Annotated in this window: 28 protein-coding genes and 1 pseudogene; 16 read left to right on the forward strand and 13 right to left on the reverse strand. The window is 58.6% G+C overall.

Annotated elements, in window-relative coordinates; translation table 11 throughout:
* Nucleotides 1-24 precede the first annotated feature (24 nt).
* The 7 genes from ACR9ZQ_RS03410 (at nt 25) to ACR9ZQ_RS03440 (ending at nt 4,559) form a co-directional block, all read left to right on the forward strand.
* On the forward strand, nt 25-888 hold the full coding sequence (locus ACR9ZQ_RS03410) for a TauD/TfdA dioxygenase family protein (protein ID WP_310384426.1): 864 nt from the start codon (nt 25-27) through the stop codon (nt 886-888).
* 24 nt (nt 889-912) lie between these two features.
* Nucleotides 913-1,566 carry an RraA family protein gene (locus ACR9ZQ_RS03415; RefSeq protein ID WP_310384424.1) on the forward strand — a complete coding sequence of 218 codons (654 nt, stop codon included), beginning with the start codon at nt 913-915 and terminating at the stop codon, nt 1,564-1,566.
* Entirely contained in the window at nt 1,563-2,456 is an 894-nt protein-coding gene (locus tag ACR9ZQ_RS03420; RefSeq protein WP_481426852.1) for a carbon-nitrogen hydrolase family protein, read from the forward strand. Before ACR9ZQ_RS03415 ends, ACR9ZQ_RS03420 begins: the two co-directional genes overlap by 4 nt.
* 73 nt (nt 2,457-2,529) lie before the next feature.
* A complete protein-coding gene (locus ACR9ZQ_RS03425; RefSeq protein WP_481426853.1) occupies nt 2,530-2,817 on the forward strand; it encodes a hypothetical protein in 288 nt (95 codons plus the stop codon).
* Nucleotides 2,818-2,842: 25 nt separating this feature from the next.
* On the forward strand, nt 2,843-3,184 hold the full coding sequence (locus tag ACR9ZQ_RS03430; protein ID WP_481426854.1) for a hypothetical protein: 342 nt from the start codon (nt 2,843-2,845) through the stop codon (nt 3,182-3,184).
* A gap of 424 nt (nt 3,185-3,608) precedes the next feature.
* A complete protein-coding gene (locus ACR9ZQ_RS03435) occupies nt 3,609-3,920 on the forward strand; it encodes a PepSY domain-containing protein (protein ID WP_310384418.1) in 312 nt (103 codons plus the stop codon).
* A 36-nt stretch (nt 3,921-3,956) separates the two neighbouring features.
* Nucleotides 3,957-4,559, forward strand: a complete 603-nt coding sequence (locus tag ACR9ZQ_RS03440) for a general stress protein (protein WP_310384416.1) — start codon at nt 3,957-3,959, stop codon at nt 4,557-4,559.
* A gap of 323 nt (nt 4,560-4,882) precedes the next feature.
* Here the strand turns inward: ACR9ZQ_RS03440 and ACR9ZQ_RS03445 are convergent, their stop codons facing one another.
* Together ACR9ZQ_RS03445 and ACR9ZQ_RS03450 are read right to left on the reverse strand one after the other, a co-directional pair.
* Nucleotides 4,883-5,224 (reverse strand): response regulator, encoded by a 342-nt coding sequence (locus ACR9ZQ_RS03445; RefSeq protein ID WP_310384414.1) that lies wholly within the window; start codon nt 5,222-5,224, stop codon nt 4,883-4,885.
* 244 nt (nt 5,225-5,468) lie between these two features.
* On the reverse strand, nt 5,469-5,882 hold the full coding sequence (locus ACR9ZQ_RS03450; RefSeq protein WP_049818532.1) for an HD domain-containing protein: 414 nt from the start codon (nt 5,880-5,882) through the stop codon (nt 5,469-5,471).
* Nucleotides 5,883-6,125: 243 nt separating this feature from the next.
* Here ACR9ZQ_RS03450 and ACR9ZQ_RS03455 point away from each other — a divergent pair, with 243 nt between their 5' ends.
* Both ACR9ZQ_RS03455 and ACR9ZQ_RS03460 read left to right on the forward strand, forming a co-directional pair.
* Entirely contained in the window at nt 6,126-6,509 is a 384-nt protein-coding gene (locus tag ACR9ZQ_RS03455) for a response regulator (protein ID WP_310384412.1), read from the forward strand.
* Nucleotides 6,510-6,587: 78 nt separating this feature from the next.
* The gene (locus ACR9ZQ_RS03460; RefSeq protein ID WP_310384410.1) at nt 6,588-7,097 is read left to right on the forward strand and encodes a sigma-70 family RNA polymerase sigma factor; all 510 of its coding nucleotides are present in this window, start codon (nt 6,588-6,590) and stop codon (nt 7,095-7,097) included.
* Between the two features lie 330 nt (nt 7,098-7,427).
* Here the strand turns inward: ACR9ZQ_RS03460 and ACR9ZQ_RS03465 are convergent, their stop codons facing one another.
* The 3 genes from ACR9ZQ_RS03465 to ACR9ZQ_RS03475 all read right to left on the reverse strand — a co-directional run bounded on the left by ACR9ZQ_RS03465 (nt 7,428) and on the right by ACR9ZQ_RS03475 (nt 9,648).
* Entirely contained in the window at nt 7,428-7,955 is a 528-nt protein-coding gene (locus ACR9ZQ_RS03465; protein WP_310384408.1) for a response regulator, read from the reverse strand.
* Between the two features lie 701 nt (nt 7,956-8,656).
* Complete coding sequence (locus ACR9ZQ_RS03470) at nt 8,657-8,902, reverse strand: hypothetical protein (protein ID WP_310384406.1); 246 nt, start codon at nt 8,900-8,902, stop codon at nt 8,657-8,659.
* Between the two features lie 158 nt (nt 8,903-9,060).
* Complete coding sequence (locus ACR9ZQ_RS03475; RefSeq protein WP_025669692.1) at nt 9,061-9,648, reverse strand: cysteine hydrolase family protein; 588 nt, start codon at nt 9,646-9,648, stop codon at nt 9,061-9,063.
* Nucleotides 9,649-10,050: 402 nt separating this feature from the next.
* Here ACR9ZQ_RS03475 and ACR9ZQ_RS03480 point away from each other — a divergent pair, with 402 nt between their 5' ends.
* From ACR9ZQ_RS03480 to ACR9ZQ_RS03500, 5 genes are all read left to right on the forward strand, one after another.
* Nucleotides 10,051-10,464: a CBS domain-containing protein gene (locus tag ACR9ZQ_RS03480; protein WP_310384401.1), complete on the forward strand. Its 414-nt coding sequence runs from the start codon at nt 10,051-10,053 to the stop codon at nt 10,462-10,464.
* A 423-nt stretch (nt 10,465-10,887) separates the two neighbouring features.
* Nucleotides 10,888-11,223, forward strand: coding sequence for a hypothetical protein (locus ACR9ZQ_RS03485; RefSeq protein ID WP_310384399.1), 336 nt, complete (start codon nt 10,888-10,890; stop codon nt 11,221-11,223).
* A 250-nt stretch (nt 11,224-11,473) separates the two neighbouring features.
* Nucleotides 11,474-11,974 (forward strand): YciE/YciF ferroxidase family protein, encoded by a 501-nt coding sequence (locus ACR9ZQ_RS03490; protein ID WP_025669695.1) that lies wholly within the window; start codon nt 11,474-11,476, stop codon nt 11,972-11,974.
* Between the two features lie 149 nt (nt 11,975-12,123).
* Complete coding sequence (locus tag ACR9ZQ_RS03495; RefSeq protein WP_481426855.1) at nt 12,124-12,537, forward strand: GFA family protein; 414 nt, start codon at nt 12,124-12,126, stop codon at nt 12,535-12,537.
* Between the two features lie 190 nt (nt 12,538-12,727).
* Complete coding sequence (locus ACR9ZQ_RS03500) at nt 12,728-14,167, forward strand: phospholipase D-like domain-containing protein (protein WP_481426856.1); 1,440 nt, start codon at nt 12,728-12,730, stop codon at nt 14,165-14,167.
* Here ACR9ZQ_RS03500 and ACR9ZQ_RS03505 read toward each other — a convergent pair.
* Complete coding sequence (locus ACR9ZQ_RS03505) at nt 14,159-15,127, reverse strand: putative bifunctional lysylphosphatidylglycerol flippase/synthetase (protein WP_310384390.1); 969 nt, start codon at nt 15,125-15,127, stop codon at nt 14,159-14,161. The two genes, ACR9ZQ_RS03500 and ACR9ZQ_RS03505, sit on opposite strands and share 9 nt — an antisense overlap.
* Before the next feature lie 117 nt (nt 15,128-15,244).
* Here ACR9ZQ_RS03505 and ACR9ZQ_RS03510 point away from each other — a divergent pair, with 117 nt between their 5' ends.
* The gene (locus tag ACR9ZQ_RS03510; protein WP_481427273.1) at nt 15,245-15,943 is read left to right on the forward strand and encodes an endonuclease/exonuclease/phosphatase family protein; all 699 of its coding nucleotides are present in this window, start codon (nt 15,245-15,247) and stop codon (nt 15,941-15,943) included.
* Between the two features lie 37 nt (nt 15,944-15,980).
* On the opposite strand, the gene ACR9ZQ_RS03515 is transcribed toward ACR9ZQ_RS03510, so the two are convergent.
* The 3 genes and pseudogenes from ACR9ZQ_RS03515 to ACR9ZQ_RS03525 form a co-directional block, all read right to left on the reverse strand.
* On the reverse strand, nt 15,981-16,781 hold the full coding sequence (locus tag ACR9ZQ_RS03515) for an SDR family NAD(P)-dependent oxidoreductase (protein ID WP_481426857.1): 801 nt from the start codon (nt 16,779-16,781) through the stop codon (nt 15,981-15,983).
* 10 nt (nt 16,782-16,791) lie between these two features.
* Nucleotides 16,792-17,962 (reverse strand): annotated as a pseudogene (locus tag ACR9ZQ_RS03520) (zinc-dependent alcohol dehydrogenase).
* Between the two features lie 263 nt (nt 17,963-18,225).
* Nucleotides 18,226-19,293 carry a YihY/virulence factor BrkB family protein gene (locus tag ACR9ZQ_RS03525; RefSeq protein WP_481426858.1) on the reverse strand — a complete coding sequence of 356 codons (1,068 nt, stop codon included), beginning with the start codon at nt 19,291-19,293 and terminating at the stop codon, nt 18,226-18,228.
* A gap of 604 nt (nt 19,294-19,897) precedes the next feature.
* Here ACR9ZQ_RS03525 and ACR9ZQ_RS03530 point away from each other — a divergent pair.
* On the forward strand, nt 19,898-20,089 hold the full coding sequence (locus ACR9ZQ_RS03530; protein WP_310384383.1) for a hypothetical protein: 192 nt from the start codon (nt 19,898-19,900) through the stop codon (nt 20,087-20,089).
* A gap of 154 nt (nt 20,090-20,243) precedes the next feature.
* Here ACR9ZQ_RS03530 and ACR9ZQ_RS03535 read toward each other — a convergent pair whose 3' ends face one another.
* The 4 genes from ACR9ZQ_RS03535 to ACR9ZQ_RS03550 form a co-directional block, all read right to left on the reverse strand.
* Complete coding sequence (locus tag ACR9ZQ_RS03535; protein ID WP_310384381.1) at nt 20,244-20,645, reverse strand: hypothetical protein; 402 nt, start codon at nt 20,643-20,645, stop codon at nt 20,244-20,246.
* Nucleotides 20,646-20,653: 8 nt separating this feature from the next.
* Nucleotides 20,654-21,523 carry a TIGR02587 family membrane protein gene (locus tag ACR9ZQ_RS03540; RefSeq protein ID WP_481427274.1) on the reverse strand — a complete coding sequence of 290 codons (870 nt, stop codon included), beginning with the start codon at nt 21,521-21,523 and terminating at the stop codon, nt 20,654-20,656.
* Between the two features lie 224 nt (nt 21,524-21,747).
* Nucleotides 21,748-21,906, reverse strand: a complete 159-nt coding sequence (locus ACR9ZQ_RS03545) for a DUF6894 family protein (RefSeq protein ID WP_405049733.1) — start codon at nt 21,904-21,906, stop codon at nt 21,748-21,750.
* A gap of 3 nt (nt 21,907-21,909) precedes the next feature.
* The gene (locus ACR9ZQ_RS03550; RefSeq protein ID WP_310384379.1) at nt 21,910-22,641 is read right to left on the reverse strand and encodes a Crp/Fnr family transcriptional regulator; all 732 of its coding nucleotides are present in this window, start codon (nt 22,639-22,641) and stop codon (nt 21,910-21,912) included.
* Nucleotides 22,642-23,021: the final 380 nt, after the last annotated feature.

The raw sequence follows: 23,021 nt of genomic DNA on the forward strand, positions 1-23,021 counted from the left end.
GGAAGACCACAGAAGGAGATTGAAATGCTGAAGGAAAGACTGAAGGCGGTGCAGCAGGAGAGCAATGTCTGCGCCGACATCGAGGGGTTCGATTTCAACAATTATGATGCGCGCGATATTGAGGATCTGCGCCAATACTGGCTCCAGTATGGCGTGCTGCGCTTCAAGCGCACCCGGATCAGCGATGCCGATCAGGTGGCATTCTCGCGCCATTTCGGCGAGTTCGTGATCCATCCGAAACAGTTGCAGGAAGGCGGTCATCCCACCCATCCTGAGATCCTCGTCATCAGCAATGCGACGAAGGACGGGAAGCCGACGGGCGCCATGGGCAACAGCGAGGCGACCTGGCATACCGATACCTGGTTCTATGAAAAGCCGCCCGCCGGCGCGATCCTGCGGGCCGTCAAGGTACCGCCCACAGGAGGCGATACGTACTTCCTGTCGACCTATATGGCCTATGAGACGCTGCCGCTGGTCCTGAAGAAGCTCGTCACCGGCCGCCAGATCTTCTTCCAGCACGTCTATGACAAGACCGGCAAACTCCGTCTCGGCGAGGTGGCTCCCTCCAGCCGGGATTTCCGCGAGTGGAACGGCATGGTCCATCCGCTGGTGCGCACGCATGGGGAAACGGGCCGAAAGGCGCTCTATCTCGGCGGCACGGCTGACGGTGCCTGGATCGTCGGCATGCCGATCGACGAAAGCAACGCGCTGCTTGCCGAACTCTGGGATCATACGACCAAGCAGCAGGAGGTTTTCGTCCAGCGATGGGACGAGGGCGACATCATGATGTGGGACAACCGATGCACCATGCACCGGCGTGACTCCTTCGACCCGGCGTCGATCCGCATCATGCATCGCACGACGACTTCGGGCGAGCGCCCGATCTGATCTCCCTTTAGGAAGGACCGTGACGTGACACCCTTCTATCGGGCCAATGAACGCCAGCTTTGCCTACCCCCGGATCTCCTCGACATGCTTCCGGCCGTCGAGACCGCAACGATCGGACATGTCGAGCATCTGGGCTTTGTTGGCGCCAATGTCCGTCCCGTCTTTCCATGCCGGGCCTTTGGCCCCGCCTTGACCGTCGCGGCGCCGGGCCGCGACGGCGTTGTCATCTACAAGGCGATTGACATGCTGAAGGCGGGCGACATGCTGGTCATTTCCCGCGTCGATGGCGACGATGTTGCCTGTGTCGGCGGCGGTGTTGCGACCGCCGCCAAGGCCAAGGGGGCGAGTGGCATCGTGATCGACGGCCCCTGCACCGACGTCGAGGAGATCAGGGACATCGGCCTCCCCGTCTGGTGTCGCGGTGTCTCGTCGCGCACCACAAACCGGATCTTTGCGATCGGCGGGTCGATCAATGTTCCGATCGCCTGCGGCTCGGCCGCTGTGCTTCCAGGCTATGCCGTTCTTGCCGACAGCGAGGGTGTCTTCGTCGCCGATGCCGAGCGCATGCGCGCGCTTGCCCATGTTGCGATCGCCCGCCAGCAACGCTCGGCCGTGCTGCGCCGCCATCTTGCTTCCGGCAGCTCCATCTTCTCATTCGATCAACAGGACCTCGCATGAAGATCTCTCTCATCCAGATGAATGCCCGGCCTGATCGGGCCTATAATCTCTCCGAGGCAAGCCGCCTGATGTTGAAGGCGGTGCGCGATAAGCGCCCCGATCTCATCGTCTTGCCGGAACATTTCGATTGGACGGGAGGAACGACGGTCGAGAAGTCGGCGGCCGCGGATCTTGTTCCGGGCGGCAGGGCCTACAACATGGTGCAGCACTTTGCCGCCGCGCACGGTGTTGCGATCCATGCCGGCAGCATCCTTGAGAGTGTGCCCGGCCATAACCGGATCTTCAACACGAGCGTCATATTCGACGCTTCCGGAAGACAGGTCGGCACCTACAGGAAAGTGCATCTCTTCGATATCCTGGCGCCGGACGGCAAGCGCTACGCGGAATCGGACACTGTCGCGCCCGGAAACCAGTTGCTGATCTATGAGCTCAACGGGTTTCGGATCGCCTGCTGCATTTGCTACGATCTCCGCTTCTCCCGGCTGTTCGACCGATTGGCGAGCCATCATGCTGACGTCTTCATCCTGCCGGCTGCATTTACAACGCAAACCGGTCGCTATCACTGGGAGGTGCTGTGCCGGGCGCGCGCGATCGAGTACCAGGCTTTCCTGGTCGCCTGCGGACAATGCGGTTCCTATACAGCGCCTGACGGCGAGGATCGCCACATGTTCGGAAACTCGATGATTTGCGACCCCTGGGGGAAGATTCTGACCCAGGCCGGCGATGAGGCAGGCGTGTTCAGCGCGCGGCTCGACCCGCGGCGTCTGGAACAGGTGCGATCCTGGATACCAATGGACAGTCATCGCGTCGATCTCGGCGGCATGCCGGTCGCAATTGCCAAAATAGGCGCGGCAAGCAAACCTGCCCTCGCCCGTGAACACCGAGGCTAATGCGGCCGCGCCTTGGCTTCTCTCCCTTGACCTTGCCGATCCTTGCGACAAGTCACAGGCAAAGCGGGGCCTCATGCGGATCGATCCTACAAAACCTCAATTCACGTCGGTGCAAACGATCGCGATACTGGTCCCCTTCGCAGACACGCTGCTCGCGTTGCTGAAGGATTTGGGCGAGGACGATCGCGGGGAACTTGCGCTGCTGGTTGAGGACGTGTCCCTGACCATGCGACGGCTGGCACCCGATATCGGCGAAGGCGATCCAGACGTCGCCTTCGAGGTGGTCCCCTCTTGCGCTCGCCTCATCGGCGTGTTGAGGCACGTCACAAAGCGACAGCCGAACCGATCGTCATTGCACTGACGAGACGGTGTCGACAGGGGACACCATGGACCGACGACAAAAGACACGGACTTTCGGGCAGGTTTTCGAATCCAGGAAGCCGTCTGCGGATGGAGAGGCGGACGCCTGTCTCGAATTCGAGAGTTTCCAGCCTTTCGCCTTGTCCGCGGACGGCAAAGTCAGCGTCCGCCTAGCCCTCACAAGCGACGAGACACTCGACCTTTCGACCAACACGGTTTGCGCCGCCAGACTCGCCGGTGCCCTTCTCGACGTCGTTTCAAGGTCCGGTGACCTGCTCGTCGACCTCGCGGTTTATGATCCCGACAGCGGCGATCAGCGGGTCAGGATCAAGCCGGCGGCAAGCAGTGCCATCAAGTCCGAATCCTAGCCGATTTTGGCGACGTCCCATGCAGCCGAAGCGCTTGCGTGTGTCACACGAGGCACCGGGCAATCATCAGGCGTCCGGAACTCATGGCGACAATGAAAGAGAGAGCCCTGTTGTGCGCTCATCTGACGCTGTTGACGACGTCTCGAGCGCTTAATCGCGCGGGCGAACCTTTCATCCGTCAGCAGCCTTTGAAAGAGACGCGCAGGGACATCCCAAGCGAGGGATCGTCCTGCGGCGTCCGGCGAACAAGGTTCATGGAATAGAATCCGATCGTATCCCAGAGACGAATTCCACCCGAGCGACAGTCGCACATCTGATCGATAGGCCTTTTCGCGATCGCCGCAGCCGATTGCGCCCTTATCACTAAGCGTCGGAACAATTTGTATTTTTCGATGTTTTAGACGGGCAACAAAAGGAGATGACTATGAACAAGACCGCCGCACTTTCCCTGGGTCTTTTGCTTTCGGCAACGGCTGTCTTTGCCCAGAGCGAGACGCCTTCGACGACGCAGACCACACCTGCCGTCAATACGGAACACAACCCGGGCGCCCCCGTGGCCGGCAAGAACAGTTTCACGGAGGATCAGGCAAAGTCCCGCATTGAGGACGCCGGGTACACCGATGTCACGGGGCTTAAGCTGGACGATCAGGGTGTTTGGCGCGCCGCCGCAAAAAAGGATGGCAAGGACGCGGCCGTTTCCCTGGACTTTCAGGGCAACGTGACGCTGGCCAAGTAACAAAGATCCAAATTACAAGACATTAAGGAGATCCACATGCGAACGATTACAGGACTGTATGATCGCTATGACGACGCCCGCGCAGCCGTGAAGGCATTGGAAGATGCCGGAATTTCGTCTGACGACATAAGCATTGTAACGAATAACGCCCACGGCGTGGATATCGAGGGACAGGGAAGCCATGCCGCCGAAGGCGCAGGTACCGGCGCCGGTGTCGGCGCGGTGGCCGGCGGAGCCGGCGGACTATTGACCGGGCTCGGCCTGATGGCCATTCCCGGCGTCGGGCCTGTTGTTGCGGCTGGGTGGCTAGCTGCAACTGCCGCCGGCATGGCGGCTGGCGCAATTGCGGGCGGGGCCGTCGGCGGCATTGTCGGGGCAATGATCAATGAGGGTGTTCCCGAAGACGAAGCGAATTTCTACGCCGAAGGAATCCGCCGGGGCGGCTCGGTCGTAACCGCGAAGGTAGAGGACAGCAGGGTCGCCGAGACGCAAGCCATTCTTGGCAGGTCGCGTCCGGTTGACTACGCATCGCGTCGGGCCAGCTATCAGGAGCAGGGCTGGAGTCGGTTCGATGAGGCGGCCCAGCCCTATACGCCTGAACAGATCGAGACCGAGCGCCAGCGCGATCGTCGTCTCTAATTGTATTCCGAGGATTTTGGCGGCTCTCCTTAAGCCGCCAATTTTCCCGTGCGCTCTCCGTGGATCCGTAACGCCGCGCCTTCGGCGAGGTTTATTGATTGCTGTATCCGATGATCCGGAGCGGGTTCGATCTGCCAGTTGTTTTCGGATCGAAGCAGATGCCCTATCCGCAAGCGGGCTCGATTGCGCGGGGCGAACCTCGCTGCGTAGAGGCGCATTCTTGCGAAAAAGCTACGCACAGCCTGAATAAATAGCGAACGTTAATTGTGTTCCGCCCTGCGGCGCCCTCGCGGGTCGAACCGACGACATCGCGTAGAGCACAGTCAGGATAACGCCTTTGCGAGACTGCGACGAACGCTGTCGTCGGAAAACGGTTTTCCGATGATATCGACCGAACCCTCTAGACCCGCGCCGACAGCGTCCGGGCGACCGGTAACGAAGATCACCTTGATCTGGAAGCGATCAATGAGCCTCCGCGCGAGGGCCGCTCCGCTCGAACCGTCGGAAAGGCCAAGATCGACAAGTGCCGCATCAACGCGAGGCGCGTAGGCGAGCGCCTGCTCCAGTGTTGAGACGGGCCCAACGGCCTGATGACCCTCCTCCTGGACGATCCTCTCCAATTCAAGGGCAATGATAGGCTCGTCTTCCGCGATAAGAATGCGCATGATCTCCTCGTCATGGTTTAACTACGCTGTCAGCCTCATCCTTAGGCGGATAGTGATCTACTGACGTTCGAAGGGGAGCAGAATGTGGGTTGGATGAAAGGCAACGGTCATGAGAACCTGTTTTGTCCGACTTTGTTCCCAATCCGCAGAAAGACCGCCCAGGAGTTGCCTGCCGAAAAAAACGTTGGTGGAGTCGTGCCGTGGGCAATGAATTGACCCGCAAGGCGAACATGCTGCTGGCCCTTCATCCCGCGAGGAGAGCCAAGGCGCGCTTGTATTTCTCCGCATCAAGCCCCGCCTGCTCGGCCTGAGCGAGATTGTCTTCCAAGTCGGCCTGTTTGACGGACCGCGCAAGCGGGTTTGCCGCTGCTCTGCTAACGAGGTGGGCGTCGTCCTCGTCTGCCTTGCGCGTAAGAGCATCCACGGCCGCGATGATTTTGGCAGCGAAGCCTTCTTCTGTCAGACGATCAATTGTCCAAGCCGGTGCCTTTTCCGGAATGTCATGCAAATAAGCGACGATCTTCTCATCCTCGCTCACCAGGCGATCGGCAACACGCTGGCAGTGATGAAAATAGGGATTGCCAGCTTTGTCTTGCTGCCCCTCGTGAGCGACCATGGCAACTTGCCTTGCATGCTCCAGATGGTGATAGTCCTGCATGAGAATTCCTCCGCCTTCGCAAGCTAACGCGGATGTTGCCATAGAGTTCAACGGCGAGCGAAGCATGAGCTTCGCGGGCTTATTACAGAACGGGGCAATTCGCGGGAACTTCTTTTGTCACTGACGCTTAGACGTTTAAATTCAGGCGCAGCGATCAGAATCGATGTTTGCATGTTGCCAGATCGCCGGCATGGAATCCTTTGAATATGAGATAATTCGTCGTCAACCGGGGAATGGCATCTGATGGGAAGTGGAAGTCTTCACCTCTTGAGGGGAAAGCGTATCCTTATCGTCGAGCATGAATATTTCGTGCCCGATGAAACCAGAATGGCCCTCGAACGGGCCGGCGCAACTGTCATCGGTCCTGCTCCTTCCGTCGAGATCGGTTTGGCCCTAATCGAAGAATATGTGGTCGAAGGCGCAATCCTAGACATCCGGCTTGAGGGTCAAACGGTTTTCCCAATTGCGGAACGTCTCCAAGACACCGGAATCCCATTTGTCTTCGCCACTGCCTATCTTGGTAGTGGCGTGCCGGAGCACTATGGGGGGTATTATCTTGCTGGCAAGCCGAACGCACTCGAGGAGATCGCGAGCGCGCTCTTCGATCCTTCCCCGAGAATCCAATAGGGCCCGTACGTTAGCGTACGGATAAGGAACGAAGAAAGGTCAAGTTTCTTTATCCGCTTTAGATGGAGGAACGGATGAATGAAAACAGCAGAGAGTAATTGTGCCCAGCTAGAACAAGAACTGGTTGCGTTAATTCCGGCGTTGCGCAGTTTTGCGCGAGCCTTCCAAAGGAATCCTGGCGACGCCGATGATTTAGTACAGGAAACTCTTCTCCGGGCACTGAGTCATATCGATCGCTTCCAGCAAGGCACCAGGCTCAAATCATGGGTTTTTACGATCATGCGAAACACTTTCTGCACCCAGTATCGTGTAGGAAAACGTGAGATTGTTGGCAGTGAGGAAACTGCGGCCTTGGATGGCTCGGTGCCGGCCGATCAGGAGTGGCACATGCGGGGTCGGGAACTTGAAGCGGCCTGCGCAGCACTCGCCGAACCTTATCGTTCCGTCTTCGAATATGTGCTGATTGAAGGACATTCGTACGAAGACGCGGCCTCCCATTTCCATTGCGCGACCGGCACGATCAAGAGCCGGATAAACCGTGCGCGGCTTAAACTGAGCGACCGGCTTGGCGAAGAAGCGGCGCGGTAGGACAGCCAGCGGCGTCCTCGCATCGCAATGGTAATGCCTTCATTTTTCCGGAGGACCCTTCGACCTTGTCATGGTTCTAATAACTGGGCACGGCACCCGATGCTCGGCGACGACCTCTCGATGAGCTATAGTTGATTGCTGATCCCTGCTACATTGCTTTGGCGTGTCGCATCGACCCGTGGTTATCGAGCGCACCCACGATGCGACCGATACCCCATCGGGGGGGTGGGCGAGGCGATCGTCCCCTCGCCGCAAAGAAGCCAAAGCCGAAATCGACAGTAGGTCCTTGCCGAGTAAGCCGAGGGGCCGATGGAAATATGGCCTCGCGGACTATGCCAGAAGCTTAAGCAACTCTAAGCCGGCGGTTGGTTTGGCGACAAAGGTTACGCCCGCTTCCATATCCTTGTGAGAAAGCTTGACAAGGCCGGACGTCACGATCACCCGCGTTGAGGGCCAGTGAGAACGCACCTTGGCGACGAGGCCAAGGCCATCCATGCTGCCGGGCATATCGATATCAGTATACAGGGTGTCGATGACATTGTTCTTCAACAGAACGAGCGCCTCGTCGGCGTTGGCGGCCTCAAGTGTCTGGAACCCAGCCTGATCCAGAAAATCGACAATGTTATAACGGAGCTGGAATTCGTCCTCGACAATGAGGACACTTCGAGGCTCGATTACGCTTGCCCTTGGTCTTTCCATCACTTCCCTGCCGTCGGCGGAAGCTTGAGTTTCCTCCAGAAGCTCGCGCTCGAGTACCGCTTGTTGCCAGTGGATCTCGTCCTGGCCGAACGGTCTTCCTGCCTGCTCCCAAAGCGAGTAGGCCCGTGCTGCGATCCATTCATTGCGATTGTTGTTCATGAATTCCGTCCCGTCTTTAGCGGCTACGAAACGCTAAACCCGGTCGAGAGTTCCTGTTGGTGAGCAAGTTCGCCCGCTTAAGCCGCCGTCCGTACGCTGGCGGACAAACCGCCGCCAAGAAGGTGCCTGATGCACCATCTTTCGGGTTCGTCATTCCCGTTGAGTTCTCTCCCTTTCGACTGCAACGGCGGGAGCGAAAGCCCGTTGCCGGGGAGGTCCCAACCGACATTTGCGCTGGTCAAGGACCGAGCTGCTACGCGCAATAACCTGGGTCGGCGCTATGGGTTGTGCAGCGGATGGTGCCTCATCTTCAGGCAATTGTGAAATTCGCAAGATTGATACATCGAATTTGTAGGCCTTGAGCGCGACGCCGGGGGAGTGGAAGCTCTACCGGATTGAGGCTATTCGCCAAAGTCTAGCGCTGCTGCTCTGCCTGCTGTCTCGCTGCCTTTAGCCTGGCACTCTTCTCGTCACGGCGCCTTCGTTCATCTTCAAGCGCGTCGCGAGCAGCGCGATCTGTTTGTTCGAACGCCTCTCTCCTCTGAGTAAGCGATGTGGACAGGCGCCGTCGGGGCGTGGCATTGTCGTCGGCCATCTACTGGTCTCCCGTTGATTGTAGGGAGGAAACGCACCAATAGCTCCAACGATACACGGCCGTACGCTAGCAGACGAATTGGCCATGGTCTGCAAAACATTAGCGTCTAAAGTAGTGGCTGGCTTTTCTTCCAGTCGCGATACGGTGCCAGCAACTGCCCCGGAAACCGGCGCTCAATCTCTTCTTCGACCAATGCGATTCGAGAGAGAACCTCTTCGCGCTCTTCTCCCTCAACGTTCTCACTGAGGACTTCAAGTTGTCGCATCGTCGCAAAGACCTCTTCAATGCTCATAGCGGTAAAATGTGATGCAAGCTCTTCAACCGATTGCGCCACAAGGTCGGTGTACAGCATACGTGTCTCCGTCTCTGATCAAGCAGGAACTTCGACTTCCGGGTATTGTTCCCTGTTTTAGGAACAAGAAGCCCTCGACCCTGAATGGCGTCCTCGGCAAGGGACGTCGAGGTCATTTCCTTCAGGCAAGATTGGCTGACAACATGATCCTGCGGAAATCATCTCGCGCTGGCGGCTTTCTTGAGGAAGGTCTCCGTCTCAAGAAGGTCGAGCTGCACCGAAAATCGGTCGCCGAGCAGCTTGAGCGTCGCATCGTGGGTGTCGTCGGCGCCGCTGCAAATTGCATCTGTGAGCACACGTATACGATATCCGAGATCGATCCCACCTAAGACAGCGGCGAGCACGCATACGTCCGTTTCGCCGCCGGTGATGACAAGCGTCTCGACGGCTTCGGTCTGGAGCACGCGGTGAAGCTGACCACTCATCCAGGGAGAGTAAGTCATTTTATCAAAAATACGGGCCGGTGGCACGAAACGGCGGAGCTCGGAAACGAGATCGATGAGATCCCGGTCGAGACGGTCGAGCGTCATGTCCTGCCATTTGCGATAATATGCCTGCCAGGCGCCCGGCATCTGTTCTGCGCGTAACGGTGGAATGAACCGGGTGAAGATCGTTTGATCCGGATAGCGGCTGGCGATCTCCACGATGGCTGGGGATACTTTCGACATCCATGCAACGCGCCACGGCGTGTCCTCCGCAAACATCCGTTGCATGTCTATGCACAAATGAATCCAATGTCCGCTCAAGTGCCTGCCGTCCTCTGCCGGAATCCTTTCTAACTTCGCTCGGTAGTAGAGGTTCCAAGACCGGGTTCGATGGAAGAAACCTGCCCCACCGTCAACGTACTCATCGGAATTTACAAGCCTCGCTTCTTTCCTTCGTGCGGCAAACTTGCGGGTATCGCGGGGCTGGATCGACGAACAGCGTCCGTCCCCGGCACGCACCCTTTCTCAACTGCAAAGGTGCCCTTCTCGGCTCGCTGCTCCGCTCGCCAAGCTGATTTGTCTGCTCGCATGTTTGGCCGTGGGTCGTCTGCACCTTGAGCCCCCGCCGCTGAAAGCTTCCAAAGATGACGATCCGTCCATTACGATGGGAACCTCAAGAGCGCCTTCAAGTTTTGAGAACGCAAACCCATGGGAGGCACAAACATGCAAGTTAAAGACGTAATGACGAAGCAGGTGGTTACCGTAACCCCCGACGCCAGCATTCGGGACGTTGCGCGGCTGATGTCGGAGATCGATTCCGGCGTTATTCCGGTCATCGACGGGCAAGTATTGGGTATTGTGACCGACAGAGACGTCGTCGTGCGTGCCGTTGCGGAAGGCATTGATATCGCGAGACCTATCTCCGACATCATGACGAGCGGGATTGAGAGCTGCTTGGAAACCACCGAACTGCGCGAGGCGGCCCATCGAATGTCGGAACTTCAGATGCGGCGACTTCTCGTGTTCGACGATGCTGGATCTATTACGGGCATCCTGTCACTCGGGGATATCGCGCGCTTAAATGAGGAACTCGCGGGCGTTACGCTGGAGGAAATTTCCGACGACGAGGCCCGATAGGGGTCGCGCGCTCGCCAGAAAACCTCTCTCGCGGAATGCGTCGCGCAACGCAGCGTCGTTCGAACAACCCCCAGGAGTATGGAGCCGGTCGTGTCGCAGACGTCGCCTTTCCTTTCCTCGTCGCGACCCGATCGGCTGGTGAGCCAACCATCGTTGGCAACGGTGCGGCAAAAAGGAAACCGGCGCTGTTCAGCAGGTTCCGCGCATCCGGTATCTCGACACCTGCCGTCATTGCTATGGGCCATCCGGTTTCCCCACCCTGTCGCAGGTCACTCGAATTCCTTTCCATCTCTTTTCACCGGAGGCCGACGCCCAGCAATACCCAGGACAATGAAGTCCGCTGTTTGCCCGATACGACCGCCGTTAGCGCAAGGAACCAATTCAGCGATCTGAAGTTTGAGTTGCAGCGCAAAGGAGGTAGAGATGAACACCCTTATCAAAGTTGCACTTATACCACTGCTCCTGAGTGGCGTCTCCGCGCCCTCCGTGGCTCAGGCGCAAGTGGAATTTCATATCGGCCCCGGCGGCGTCGACGTGCAAAACCGTGATCGTGATCGATATGTCGATCCGGATTACGATCCCGGTTCGCGCCGGCGCTGCGATCCGCGTGATGCATTGGATAACGCACGCGATGCTGGTCTTCGGCGTCCACAGATCATTCGCGAAACCGCGCGAAGGATCACCGTCCAAGGCTTCACGCGGAGCGGAAGGCCCGACCGCATCAGCTTCGCCAATGTCAGGGGTTGTCCCGAAATCTAGAAGGACTCTCCTGCTGTGCCGAAGGCGACCAGCATTTTGTGATGGGGAGCGGGCAACGAGTTTTAATGCCAACCGCAGCAGGCGCCATTGACCGGCTGGGTTTCTCCTAGCTGCGAACGAGCGCGGTCAAGGCAGTCGTTTCGGTCCGCATCCGTACAGGAACATACTGCCTCTGCCTGCATTAGGGTTGGTCTTCGCTGGCCGCAGACGCCGGCGAACATCATCAATCGATCCCGTAGGAGGAACTATTATGGCATCGACAAAGACCTTGGACGACCTCTTTCTTGACACTCTCAAGGACATATATTTTGCTGAAAAGCAGATCTTGAAGGCGTTACCGAAGATGGCCCGTGCGGCCCAGTCCGAAGAAGGCAAGGCGGGGTTCCTTCAACACCGCGACGAGACGCAGGCTCAAATCGAGCGCCTTGAGCAGGTTTTCGAACTTGTCGGCAAACCTGCGCGGGGCAAGACCTGTGAGGCGATCCAGGGCATCATCGCCGAAGGCGAGGAAATCATGGAGGAATTCAAGGGTGCGCCCGCGCTCGATGCCGGCCTGATTTCGTCGGCCCAAGCCGTCGAACACTACGAAATCGCGCGCTACGGTACGCTGATTGCCTGGGCGAACCAGCTCGGCCTTAAGGATGCCGTGCCACTCCTGAAAGCAAGCCTTGCTGAAGAAGAAGCAACCGACAAGAAGCTGACGCAGCTCGCGCAAGCACAGGCCAACCCTAAAGGCCAAAAGGTCGCCTGACCACGATCACGTCAGCAAGGCCGCCCGAAATGGGCGGCTTTTTTTCGTATCACGAGGATGTCAAATGGTTAAGACGGCTGCGAGCCGGAAAGAGGAACCTATTTTTCGGCGCGTTGTTGCGCCCTTGCCCCCTCGTGCCGGCTAAGGCCATGCAACAGCAGCAGTTTCAAAAAGGAAGACACATGGTTCGACAGGGCGGTTGTTTATGCGGCGCGGTGCGGTTCCAGGTTGAAGGGGAGCCCTATCGCACCGGACTGTGCCATTGCGCGGATTGCCGTAAGGAAAGTGGTTCATCGTTCGTCTATTTCGCCCACTGGTCGCGTGACGCTTTTTCGGTGACCGGCGATCTCAAGGCATATGCGGGGCGAAGCTTCTGCCCTCATTGCGGTTGCAGGCTGTTTTGCTTGAACAAGCAGGATGTCGAAATCCGGCTGGGCTCCCTGGACGAGGCGCCGAGCAGGATTTTCCCGCAGATGGAGGTCTGGACGAAGCGTCGCGAGCCCTGGCTGCACGCTTTTAGCGGAACCGGGCAATATGCTGAGGACCCGCCAAAGAACAGCTGAGGTCGAAATCGCCCAGCGCCAGGTCGCAAGATAAGGCTGTTGTTTAGGTCGGTTCGTGAATTTGGGCCGCGGCCAGCGATGCGATAAAGGCCCGGCGAGCCTGCCGTCGCGATCAAACAACGTTTCGGAACTCATATGAGGAGCACTGCGTTTGAGCAGTTGTAGCGACCCCACGACCCTGATGAGCCGTATGGACAGTACCCTCCCGACTTCCGCCAAAACCTACGTTGGAACTATGCCGCCAAAGATTTTGGCGGGCGGCCCGTCAACTGACTACCCCTTCGGTGGAACGGCGCATTCGGTGGAATTTCTTGTCAACGGCAAGCTCTACTTTGAACGCCTTGCCGAGACGTTGCGCCAGGCGTGTGGTTCCATCTTCATCATTGGGTGGGATTTCAATCCGGACATAATGCTGGAACCCGGCAGATCGACTGAAACCCTCGGCAATTTGCTGAGGAGCGCGGTTGAAGCCAACCCCACGCTTGATGTCAGGATCCTTGTGTGGTCAATGGGGCCGATCTATTCGCAAAAGTCGCTCCGATCCTTTTATCGCACTGACTTCCCGGCCCATCCGCGCATTAAGTTGCGCTTCGCCTCCCACAAGCACTGGTACGCCTCTCATCATCAAAAACTTGTCTGCGTCGACGACGATGTCGCCTTCATTGGTGGTATTGACCTGACCTCGCGACGGTTCGACGACCGACGGCATGCTGCCTGCGACCCACGTCGGCAGGACCCGGACGGAAAACCACACGATCCACTGCATGACGTCCAGGCCATGGTCACGGGGGAGGCCGCCTGGCAGATCGGTCGCATCGCGCGGCGCCGATGGACCCATTCGAGTGGTCAGGATGAACCGCTTCCTTATGTTGCATCGCAAGGCCGCCAACTATCGAGCCGCTCGGTATCGATCAATAACATTCCTGCCCGCTTTGCGCTGACCGAACGGGGAATGGGGATTGGCGGTGGCACACGAGACGGCATACGAATGACGCTCGAGATCATCAAAGACGCAAGGCACAGCCTCTATATCGAAACGCAATATCTGGCGTCCCAGACGATTGCCAAGGCGCTCGCCGCGCGCCTTGGCGAATTGGACGGCCCGGAGATCGTCATCATCTGTACCCGCAGCTCGCACGGATTCATCGAGCAGTTGGTCATGGGTCGCAACCGCCGTCGGGTCATCCGCTGCCTTAAAAAGGCTGATCGGCACGATCGGCTGCGGGTCTTCTATCCGTCGGTGCCCGGTGTGGAGGGCGAGGCAGAGGTCCTGGTTCATTCGAAACTGCTGATCGCCGATGATGCTATCGTGCGGATCGGCTCGTCCAACCTCAATCACCGGTCGGAGTGGCTCGATACCGAATGCGATATGCGCCTTGACGCCACAACGCCCGACCATCTCGAGGCAATCGCCAATCTGCGTAATCGTCTGCTTGCCGAACATCTCGGAATGTCGGCAGCCACAGTCGCCGATCAAATGCGCCAGCTTGGCTCGATGATTAATACGATCGAGGCTTTGAACGGCGGTCCCAGGTGCCTGCGAGCGCTCGACACGGATATCGGTCCTGGCCGCCTCGAGCCGGTGATTGGAACCTTGCTCTTTGACCCGCAGGCGCCCGCCTTATCCTGATCGGGCCTCGGAGGGCGGTCGCGTCACGGTCTTTCCATCCTTGCGCGATTGGCCTTTGCGCGGCGCGAATTCCGAGATCAGCAGCAAGCCTGTGCCCAGCATGAGCGGCAGCACGAAATAGATCGCCCGGAACGCAATCAGTGCGCCGATCGTGGCAGCATCCGGAACGACGTGCCTGACCGTTGTCTCCAGGACGCCGAGACCGCCCGGGATGTGGGTCGCAAGGATCGCCGAATTCGCGAGTACGAATGCCGTCACCGAACGGAGAAATGCGACCTCGGCGAAGGCGCTCAAAAGTGCATGCAGGCATGCCGATACGAACAGGAAATTCACCGCCCCAATCGCGACTTGGCAGATAGCGATCGGGAGCGGAGGCAATTCAACCGACCAACGCCAGAGATGGAGGCGGGCCCGCACCAAACCAGATGTCGCCACATAAGTGAGGGGCGCCAGCAACAGGGCAGCACCTGATAGCCGGGCGCTGCCTTCAGACAGCCGCAACAGAGGCGCTGCGTCTGAAGCGTTGACAATCAGGGCAAGGGCGCCGAGCGTGACAAGTCCAAGGCCGACAGTGATGCCGCAGAAGAGAACGATCTTCGCCACGTCCTCGGTCGATAAGCCCCAGCGGGAATAGAAACGATAGCGGAAGGCGCCGCTGCTCAAGCCGGCGAAACCGATATTGTGGCCGAGGGAAAGACTGACGAAGGACGCGAGCGCGACCTGCCGATAGGCGAGTTGTTTGCCAAGCGACCGGACCGCCAGAAAATCGAAACCTGTCAGGCAGATATAGGAGCCGGCTGCTGCGAGCGTAGCAAGCAGCAAGCTTTGAATGGGGATGTTCGCAAAGGAATCCAAGATCTCGCTTGCGCTATATTGGCGGAAAATCCGGTAGAGAAGAAAGGCGGCGAGGCCGATTGCGGCGACGAACAGGCCTTTCCAGATCAGCGATTTAAGAGTCATGCATGCTTTCCCGGACGCGCGGAATGGCGTCGTGAAGTTGGAACGAACGAGGCGCTGTTGTGTTCCTCGCAGGGGATCAGAGGTTTGAGGACGCCCTTGGCAGAAAACATCACGCTCATGACCTATAACGTCCACAGCTGCGTCGGCACCGACCGGAAACTTGATCCTGGGCGCATTGCTCAAGTCATCGCACAGGCCAAGCCCGACATTGTTGCACTCCAGGAGGTCGATGTCGGCCGGTCGCGCACAGGGGGGCTGGATCAGGCGAGGGCAATTGCCTCGCTCTTGAAGATGCAGGCCCATTTTCACCCGGCACTAACCGTGGCGGAGGAACTCTACGGAGATGCAATCATCACGGCACTTCCGACCGGCGCAAAAAAAGCCGGTCTCCTGCCCTCGATGGGTGAGCCACGCGGGGCGATCGCGCTCGAAATATTCGTCAGCGATCAAAAGCTGCTTGTTATCAACACCCATCTCGGTTTGCGCGGGCGCGAACGCATACAGCAAATGAACACATTGCTCGGTGCCGGATGGATTGGAGATCATGACGGTCCCGTCATCCTCTGCGGCGATTTCAATGCGATCCCCGCATCAGCCGCCTACAGAGCTGCGGCCCGCCGGCTTCGCGACGTGCAACAGGTAAATCGGACCGGTTTCCGTCCCACCTTCCCGTCCCGGTTCCCTGTTATGCGGCTCGACCATATCTTCGTGACGGAGGCAATAGGTGTTGTCGATGCCTATGTCCCGAATGACCCGCTCGCAAGGATGGCTTCGGATCATCTTCCGCTGGTTTCGATACTTGCTCTTTCGCGATAATCGGTGTCGGTGATCAGCGGCGCGGCCTGTCTGAGGGCTATTTAGTGCCCGACCCAGGCTCTGCCATTTTTGCATACTGATGCGCGAGTACGCTGGCTGGCGTCACATTGGCGACGACGGCCTGCAATTTGTTCTTCCAGCCGCTGACGACATCACCTTCGCCGTCGAGCATGGCGTCATAGCCGATCCGCGCCACATCGGCCGGATTGTCCTTCTTTGCCTGGCCGATCGACGTATCCATCAAGTCGGCCCGTTTGAAGAATTCCGTTTCAGTCGCACCGGGCATCAAGCAGCTTACGGTTACGCCGCTGCCTCTCAGTTCCTCGCGCAGCGCGAAGGAGAAGCTGTTGATGAAGGCCTTCGTGCCGTTGTAGACGGCCTGGTAGGAGCCCGGCATGAAACCGGCGATCGAACCGGTCAGCAGGATCCGCCCTTCACCACGGGCCCGCATATGATTGCCTATTTGCTGAACGAGATAGATCGTACCGGTGATATTGGTGTCCACCACCTTGCGCACGTCGGCGAAATTCTGATCGAGAAAACCCTTGCCAAGACCACGGCCGGCATTCGCCATCAGGAGATCGACGGACCGACCGTCGGCCTCGATGCGCTCGATCAATCTATCGACGCCCTCAAGAGTCGAAAGGTCAGTCTCGATGGGCTCGACCGCGACACCGAAAGCTTTCAGTCGGGACGCCGCCTGCACGATGCGGGCTTCGTCAGCGGCGATGATGAGATCGTAACCATCCCGTGCGGCGCATAGGGCAAGCTCAAAGCCGATGCCGGTGGAGGCGCCGGTAATAACGGCCATGCCTTTCGTCGAAGCAGTTTCGGCCATGTTGTTTCTCCTAGGGCTTGAGGACAACCTTGATGCAACCATCCTGTTTGTCGCGAAACGTTTTGTAGAGATCAGGACCGTCCTCCAAAGACGCCCGATGTGTTATGACGAATGAAGGATCGATTTCGCCTTTCTGAATGCGCTCCATCAGAAGCGGCAGGTAGCGTTGGACGGGCGTCTGGGCCATCTTGAACGTCAGGCCACGGTTGATCGCAGAACCCAGCGGGATCTTGTCGAGATAGCCGCCGTAGACGCCGACGATCGAGACCGTGCCGAAGTTCCGGCAGCAATGGATCGCCTGACGCAAGACGTGGGGCCGGTCGGTCCCCATGAAAGTTGCGACCTTGATGCGGTCGATGCGCGAATCCCAGCTTGCCGAGGCGTCCGCCTCGGTGCCTACCGGCATCGATGCAGGCATCCGCTCCGCGGCCGCTCGTCAGTTCCATGATCCTGTCGTAGATATCCTCATCCCGGAAATCCTGCGTGATGGCACCCGATCTTTGCGCGAGCGCCATGCGCTCCGGCACGGTGTCGATGGCGATTACCCGTTCGGCCCCAAGAATAAAGGCGGACTTGATCGCCATCTGACCCACTGGCCCGCATCCCCAGACCGCGATCGTCTCGCCCGGCTGGATGTTGCAGAATTCAGCCGCCATGTAGCCGGTCGGAAAGATGTCGGAAAGAAAGAGAACCTGCTCATCGCTCAGACCGTCCGGCACCTTGATCGGACCGACATCGGCATAAGGCACGCGCAGATATTCCGCCTGTCCGCCGCTGTAGCCGCCGAGCAGATGCGTATAGCCGAACAGGCCGGCGGGCGAATTTCCCCACATTTTGGTGACCTTTGAGGGATCGGGATTAGACCGTTCGCAACCTGAGAAGAAGCCCCGCTTGCAGAAGAAGCACTCGCCGCAGGAAATCGTAAAGGGAACGACGACACGATCGCCGACCTTGAGCTTGCGGTTGTCCTTGCCGACTTCGACGACCTCGCCCATCGTTTCGTGGCCCATAATGTCGCCACTATGCATGTCGGGCATGACGCCATTGAAAAGGTGAAGGTCCGAGCCGCAGATGGCGCAGGCGGTAACCTTGATGATCGCGTCGCGACCGTCCTCAATCTCCGGATCGGGTACGCTCTCGCAGCGGATGTCATGTTTGCCGTGCCAGGTAAGCGCCTTCATGCGTCGTCCTCCTCTTGTCAATTCTGCTGCCTTTGTTCCTGCATTGTCGCAAATCGGAAGCCGCTACGGCACGCGACGATCTTTGGCAGGTTCGGTTGATGATCCCAAACCTCAGCGTAGCGACCTTGTTCCCTACAAATCGTTGGCCAGTGCTATTGCGATCGCTTCTTTGGGGTCCAAGGTCGCCGGGTTGGCAAAGGCGCCTTCAGCATTGATGATCGCAGCCATTGCAGGCGGCGCCCACACGCAGTCAGCGCACCGGTTCAATCGGCCCGGCGCCCTAGCGTGTCGGCAACATAGGCGCCGCGTGTGCCCATCGGCCGGGGCGTGCCGGTTGTGGTATCCTTTGTCGTCTGATGCTCAAGCTCGGCATTGAGCTCGGCGCCAATGATGAGGATGGTGACGGAGAGCCAGATCCAGACGAGCAGGCCGATCAACGCGCCGAGTGTCCCGTAGGTGGCATTATAGTTGGCGAAGTGGTCCAGATAGAAAGCAAATCCAAGCGACATTGCCGACCAGGCGATCGTCGTCAACACCGCTCCCCAGGTCAGCCAGCGCAACCTTGCTGGTTCGCGGCTCGGTGCGAACCGATAGATCGTCGTGACCGCGCCGGCGACGATGATGAGCAGCAACGGCCAGCGGCCAAAGAGGGCGAGCTTCTCTTTCAACCCGTCGAGCCAGACATAGGACAGAATGAGCGGTATGACCGCAATCAGTGCCACGACCGCGATTGCGCCGACGATGGTGCAGAGCGTGAAGGCAAGGCCTATAAGGTTGAGGCGGACGAGCCCGCGTTTTTCCTTTTCCTCGTAAGCTACGTCCATCGCATCAAAAAGGGCGAGCGTGCCGCTATGAGTGCTCCACAGCGCGAAAGCAAGGCCGACGAAAAACGTTATTCCCAGACTTTCTTCCCGTCGGCCGGCGAGCGCCCGGATCTGGTCGGCAACGATGTCAAAGGCGCCGGGTGGCAGCATGATCGCAAGCTTGCGCAGATGATTTGCGATGGTGAGCGGATCGGCGGCGAGGCCGTACAGGGAAACGAGAGCGGCAAGAGCGGGAAACATCGCCAGCAGCAGGTAGAAGGTCACACCCGCCGCGATCAGCATCACCCTGTCTTCGCTGACCTCCCCGACAACGCGCCAGAAAACGTCCCGCAACCCTCGCATTGGGATTTCTTCCGGAACATCGGCCTCTCTGCCGCGACCAACATCGTGACCGGGCGCAGCATTTATCTGAGATCGACCCCTGACCCCTCCAAGAGACAAAGCGAGGCCAGCAACAGCCGCAAGCCCCAACATAATTTTGGGTACGTTGTGCCGTCGCATTCCCATAGTTATGTGCTCCGTTGCTTGCCACTAGGCCCTATGCAATGAGGTCAACCAGATATCAAAGCTATCGTTGATCGCTCGGCACGCGGCTGCTGATGGCGCAATCGTGCAAAAGGCCGATTTGTTCCAATCATCTGATTACTCTTCTGCTCGAGGGTCTGCCTGATCGTCGAGTTCCAAAAAGATGAAGGCGTTAAGACGGAAAAACTCCTGTCTGGCGCCGGGACCATCGCCCCGCGACTGTGTCCTCCGGTGAAACCAAAACCGCCGAAAGTATTAGGGTCACTCGAAGTACAGCCGAATGGACCCGGAGCCTTGTCCGTCGAAACATCGTCCCTTCTTTCCCGTCGGAATTGGCGTTATGCAGCAGGTGCTCGAGCTCGCCATAGGCCAGTATCGGCATGGCCGGGGGAAGCGCCGCCGGGTGGCGCATAGCCACTTTCCTTACTGGATTCAAAGCTGCAAGGACTTCGTTCGCCAGCTGGCTCGGGCTCGGCCGGCGGGCTGTATTTTTCTAGCGCCACAGCAAGAGGTGGGTCGCGTTGCCAGCGCCTCCTACCGTACCAAAGCTTGACTTCTGGTGGTGGCGCAGATGGGCGGTAACTGCATGACCGAGCGCGAGGACGGTACGGCATTGGGCAACATTGTTACGCGCTCAGCGCCGGTCAACGCGATTGCGCGCAGGGCCGAAACGAACAGGCTCGCGGTCGTACCAAGTGATTTTTCACCCGGTCGTGTTGATCAAGTTCACCGGATGGCCAGAACCATCAGCGCGGCTTTCCAACTGTTGGCAAGGTGAAATCCGGCGCCAGTGTGTGGGAAGCTGGAGAAGGCCGAAACCGAAGACGAGTTCAGAGAAAAGCTTCGGAATGCTCGCCTTGGTCCTGTCCGCGTCGCAAGTGCGAACCATCCTAGTCGCGGCTCAGTTTTGTCCCAGGCCACCTCGCCTGAAGTCAGGGGTCCATATATCCGGATGCCCGGATCGTCAGATTGGCCTCGGTGACGGGTATCGAAAAGATCAAGGCGCCCGTTGCCAGCGACTGTGCCGGCACGTAGTCGAATGTCGCTTCCGAGATCTCTGTCCCGCCGTCCAACCTTTTGGCCTCGCCTTGAACGTGCACCGCAGAGGCGGTCTTATTTGCATCATTTTGGACAGCGAAACGGACCTGATGGTCTGAATCCCCCGCCATAGGCGGAAGCCTTTTGATCGAGAGGCGGGGCGGCAAAGGCGATTGTGTAATCGCCTGATAAAAGATGAAACCGATCATGGCTGTCACGAGCAGCGTACTCGCCAGCCCGACCGCCCATTCGACAGGGTGAGGCTTGTTTGCGGTGCCGTTCGGCTTATCGTCCACTGGACTCCTCATAGTATCAGTCGCGCGGCAGCCGCGCCGATCGAACATGGCAGGCCAAGAACGATGACGGCGGTGAGCATCGGCCAGATCGCCGCATCTCCAAAACGCTCGAAAGTCCACAATGCGTATGCGCTGACAAGAAGGGACATCACATATCCCGGCAGTGTGAAGCGGATGACGACATGCCAGGCGGGCACCTCGTCGCCGATCTCATGTCCGCCCTTGAAGGAAACGGCATAGACGAACCCGTGCATGACAAGGAGGGAAAGTGCAACGACAGCCAGGACGTGCCATGGCGTCATTTTGTAGGATAGCAGGATCATCTCCTCGGTCGGCGCGACGTTAAGGCCAAGAAACAGCGCGCCAATCGCCATCAGAAACATCTCGCCGGCATAGTCTGCCGGCCCCTCCTGGATCGGATCGTCGTCGTCCTCGGTGTTGTCTCCCGGATCGCCATTAAGCTGGCTACGGGCGAGAAGTGCGCCGATGCTTGCCGGAACAGCCTGCACGGCGATTTTTCCAACGACCTCGTGAAATGGCTGACCAAACTGCAGGACACCGACCGCGGTCAGGACTGCGGTGGAGGAGACGATGCCAATTGCATAGGCGATGGCCGCGTCCCGGATCGCATCGCTCCAGGTATGGGTAGCCTCGAACCCGACATTGTTGGACAGAACAATGAGCAGCGGAATGTTGAGGAGAAGCAAGATCAGCAATCGGCTACGATCCATGTAGAAGCCAAGTTCCCACATCTCCATCGTCATGAACATCGGCAGGGCAAATATCAGCGCGCCTGCAAGCCCGCGGCCGAGTCCCGCAGCAAATCGGGTGCCGTTCCATTTTCTGGATTGTCTCTGCTGTGCGTTCGAAGCCATCATCGCCATGAAACTAGGCAAGCGGTGGCGCTTGGCCAGTGCCACGAGCGGCGCCAGGCAACATTGGCAAGCTATAAACATATTTGATAGACGCAGGTCGCGTAAGGCTAGGTCTTCACGACGCAAAGTCGAGCATGACCTGGTTCCGGCCAGGACCGTTTAGGACGGCAAGGCATCCTTGAACCGGACCGTGGCGGCAAGCCTTTCTCGTCAACGATTTCGAACGTCTACCCGTCCATTTCCCGGCCGGATTTCAGCCGTTCTGCCATGAGTTCACGCGCATGCGCCTTTGCTTCCTCGATTGCGACGGCAACGTTGGCGCACACGCTTCCTTCGGGGTCGCAGATTAGCTCGTCGCCATTCCTGATTTGAAAACAGTATCGCATGCTTCACCGTTTGGAGTTGCCACGTCCGTTCGCCCCGATCAACCGCTCGTATTCCTGCTCGGGAACGCCATAGGAGCCGGCCGCAAATTCTTCCAGCCCCGCACGGTTGCGGATTATGATCGACCCCCTTAGCGAGCGGATCAGGTGATGGCCTTCAAGGACGTGGAGCGAGGTCGTCACGCCGGGGCGGCGCGCCCCTAACATCAGCGCGATATAGTCGTGCGTTATCGCCATCTCGTCGGTGCGAAGGCGGTCGTGGCACATCAGGATCCAGCGTGCCAGTCGTTGCTCAAGCAGGTAGCGGACATTGGCAAGTGCTGTGTAGGCGACCTGGGTTGCAAAAACATGCATGTATTTGATAAGGGGGACCTGAAAGTTCGAACTCCTCATGGTCGCTTCGCGCATCGCGGCGATCGGAACGCGGTAACCTGCTCCCCCGACATTCATTTCGATCAGGTAAGGGACCGTATCGTCGCCGATGATCGTGGCAGTGGGCACAAAGCCTTCCCAACCGAACATGCCGGCTTCCGCCATCTGGCCTGTCGACGAAACAGTCATGACAGCCCCGACGCCGCTTTCGAGAAAATAGACATGTTCGAGCTTTTCCCGAGGCACGGCAATCCTGAATTGCGACGGGAGATCGACCATCTCCAGGTACGGCGAAAGGAGGCCAAAATCGTCCCGATCGAGAGCCGTCAGCATACGATTGGATATTTTATCCTGGCTAGGGCCCATCTCTTCCTCCCATCGCCACTGGCCAGGAGCACGCCGCAGGGCCGGCCCGGAGGCGTATCAATCTCTATTGAACGCCATTTCAGAGCTCGTGGTTCCGGTCGTGCTCGCAGATAAACATCATTGTCGCCAGAGGCGGAAGATCCGCGAGAAGCGATTGACCACGGCCATGCGCCTCGGCGGGCTGCGTGTCCGGTCGCCAGTTCCTGCGCCCGCTCCGCCATATACGGCCGCATCGGTGTTGAGTATTTGCCGCCAGCGGCCGTAAAATGAGACCCTTATCCCGTAACCGGGCAGTGGCACAAGATGAGGTCGACCGGTGGATGTCGCCGACGCTGCCATTTTATGAAGAGACATTGTCTCGGATGGGCTTGGGGCAGACC

It is taken from the genome of Rhizobium sp. KNZ14-9A (assembly GCF_056755015.1).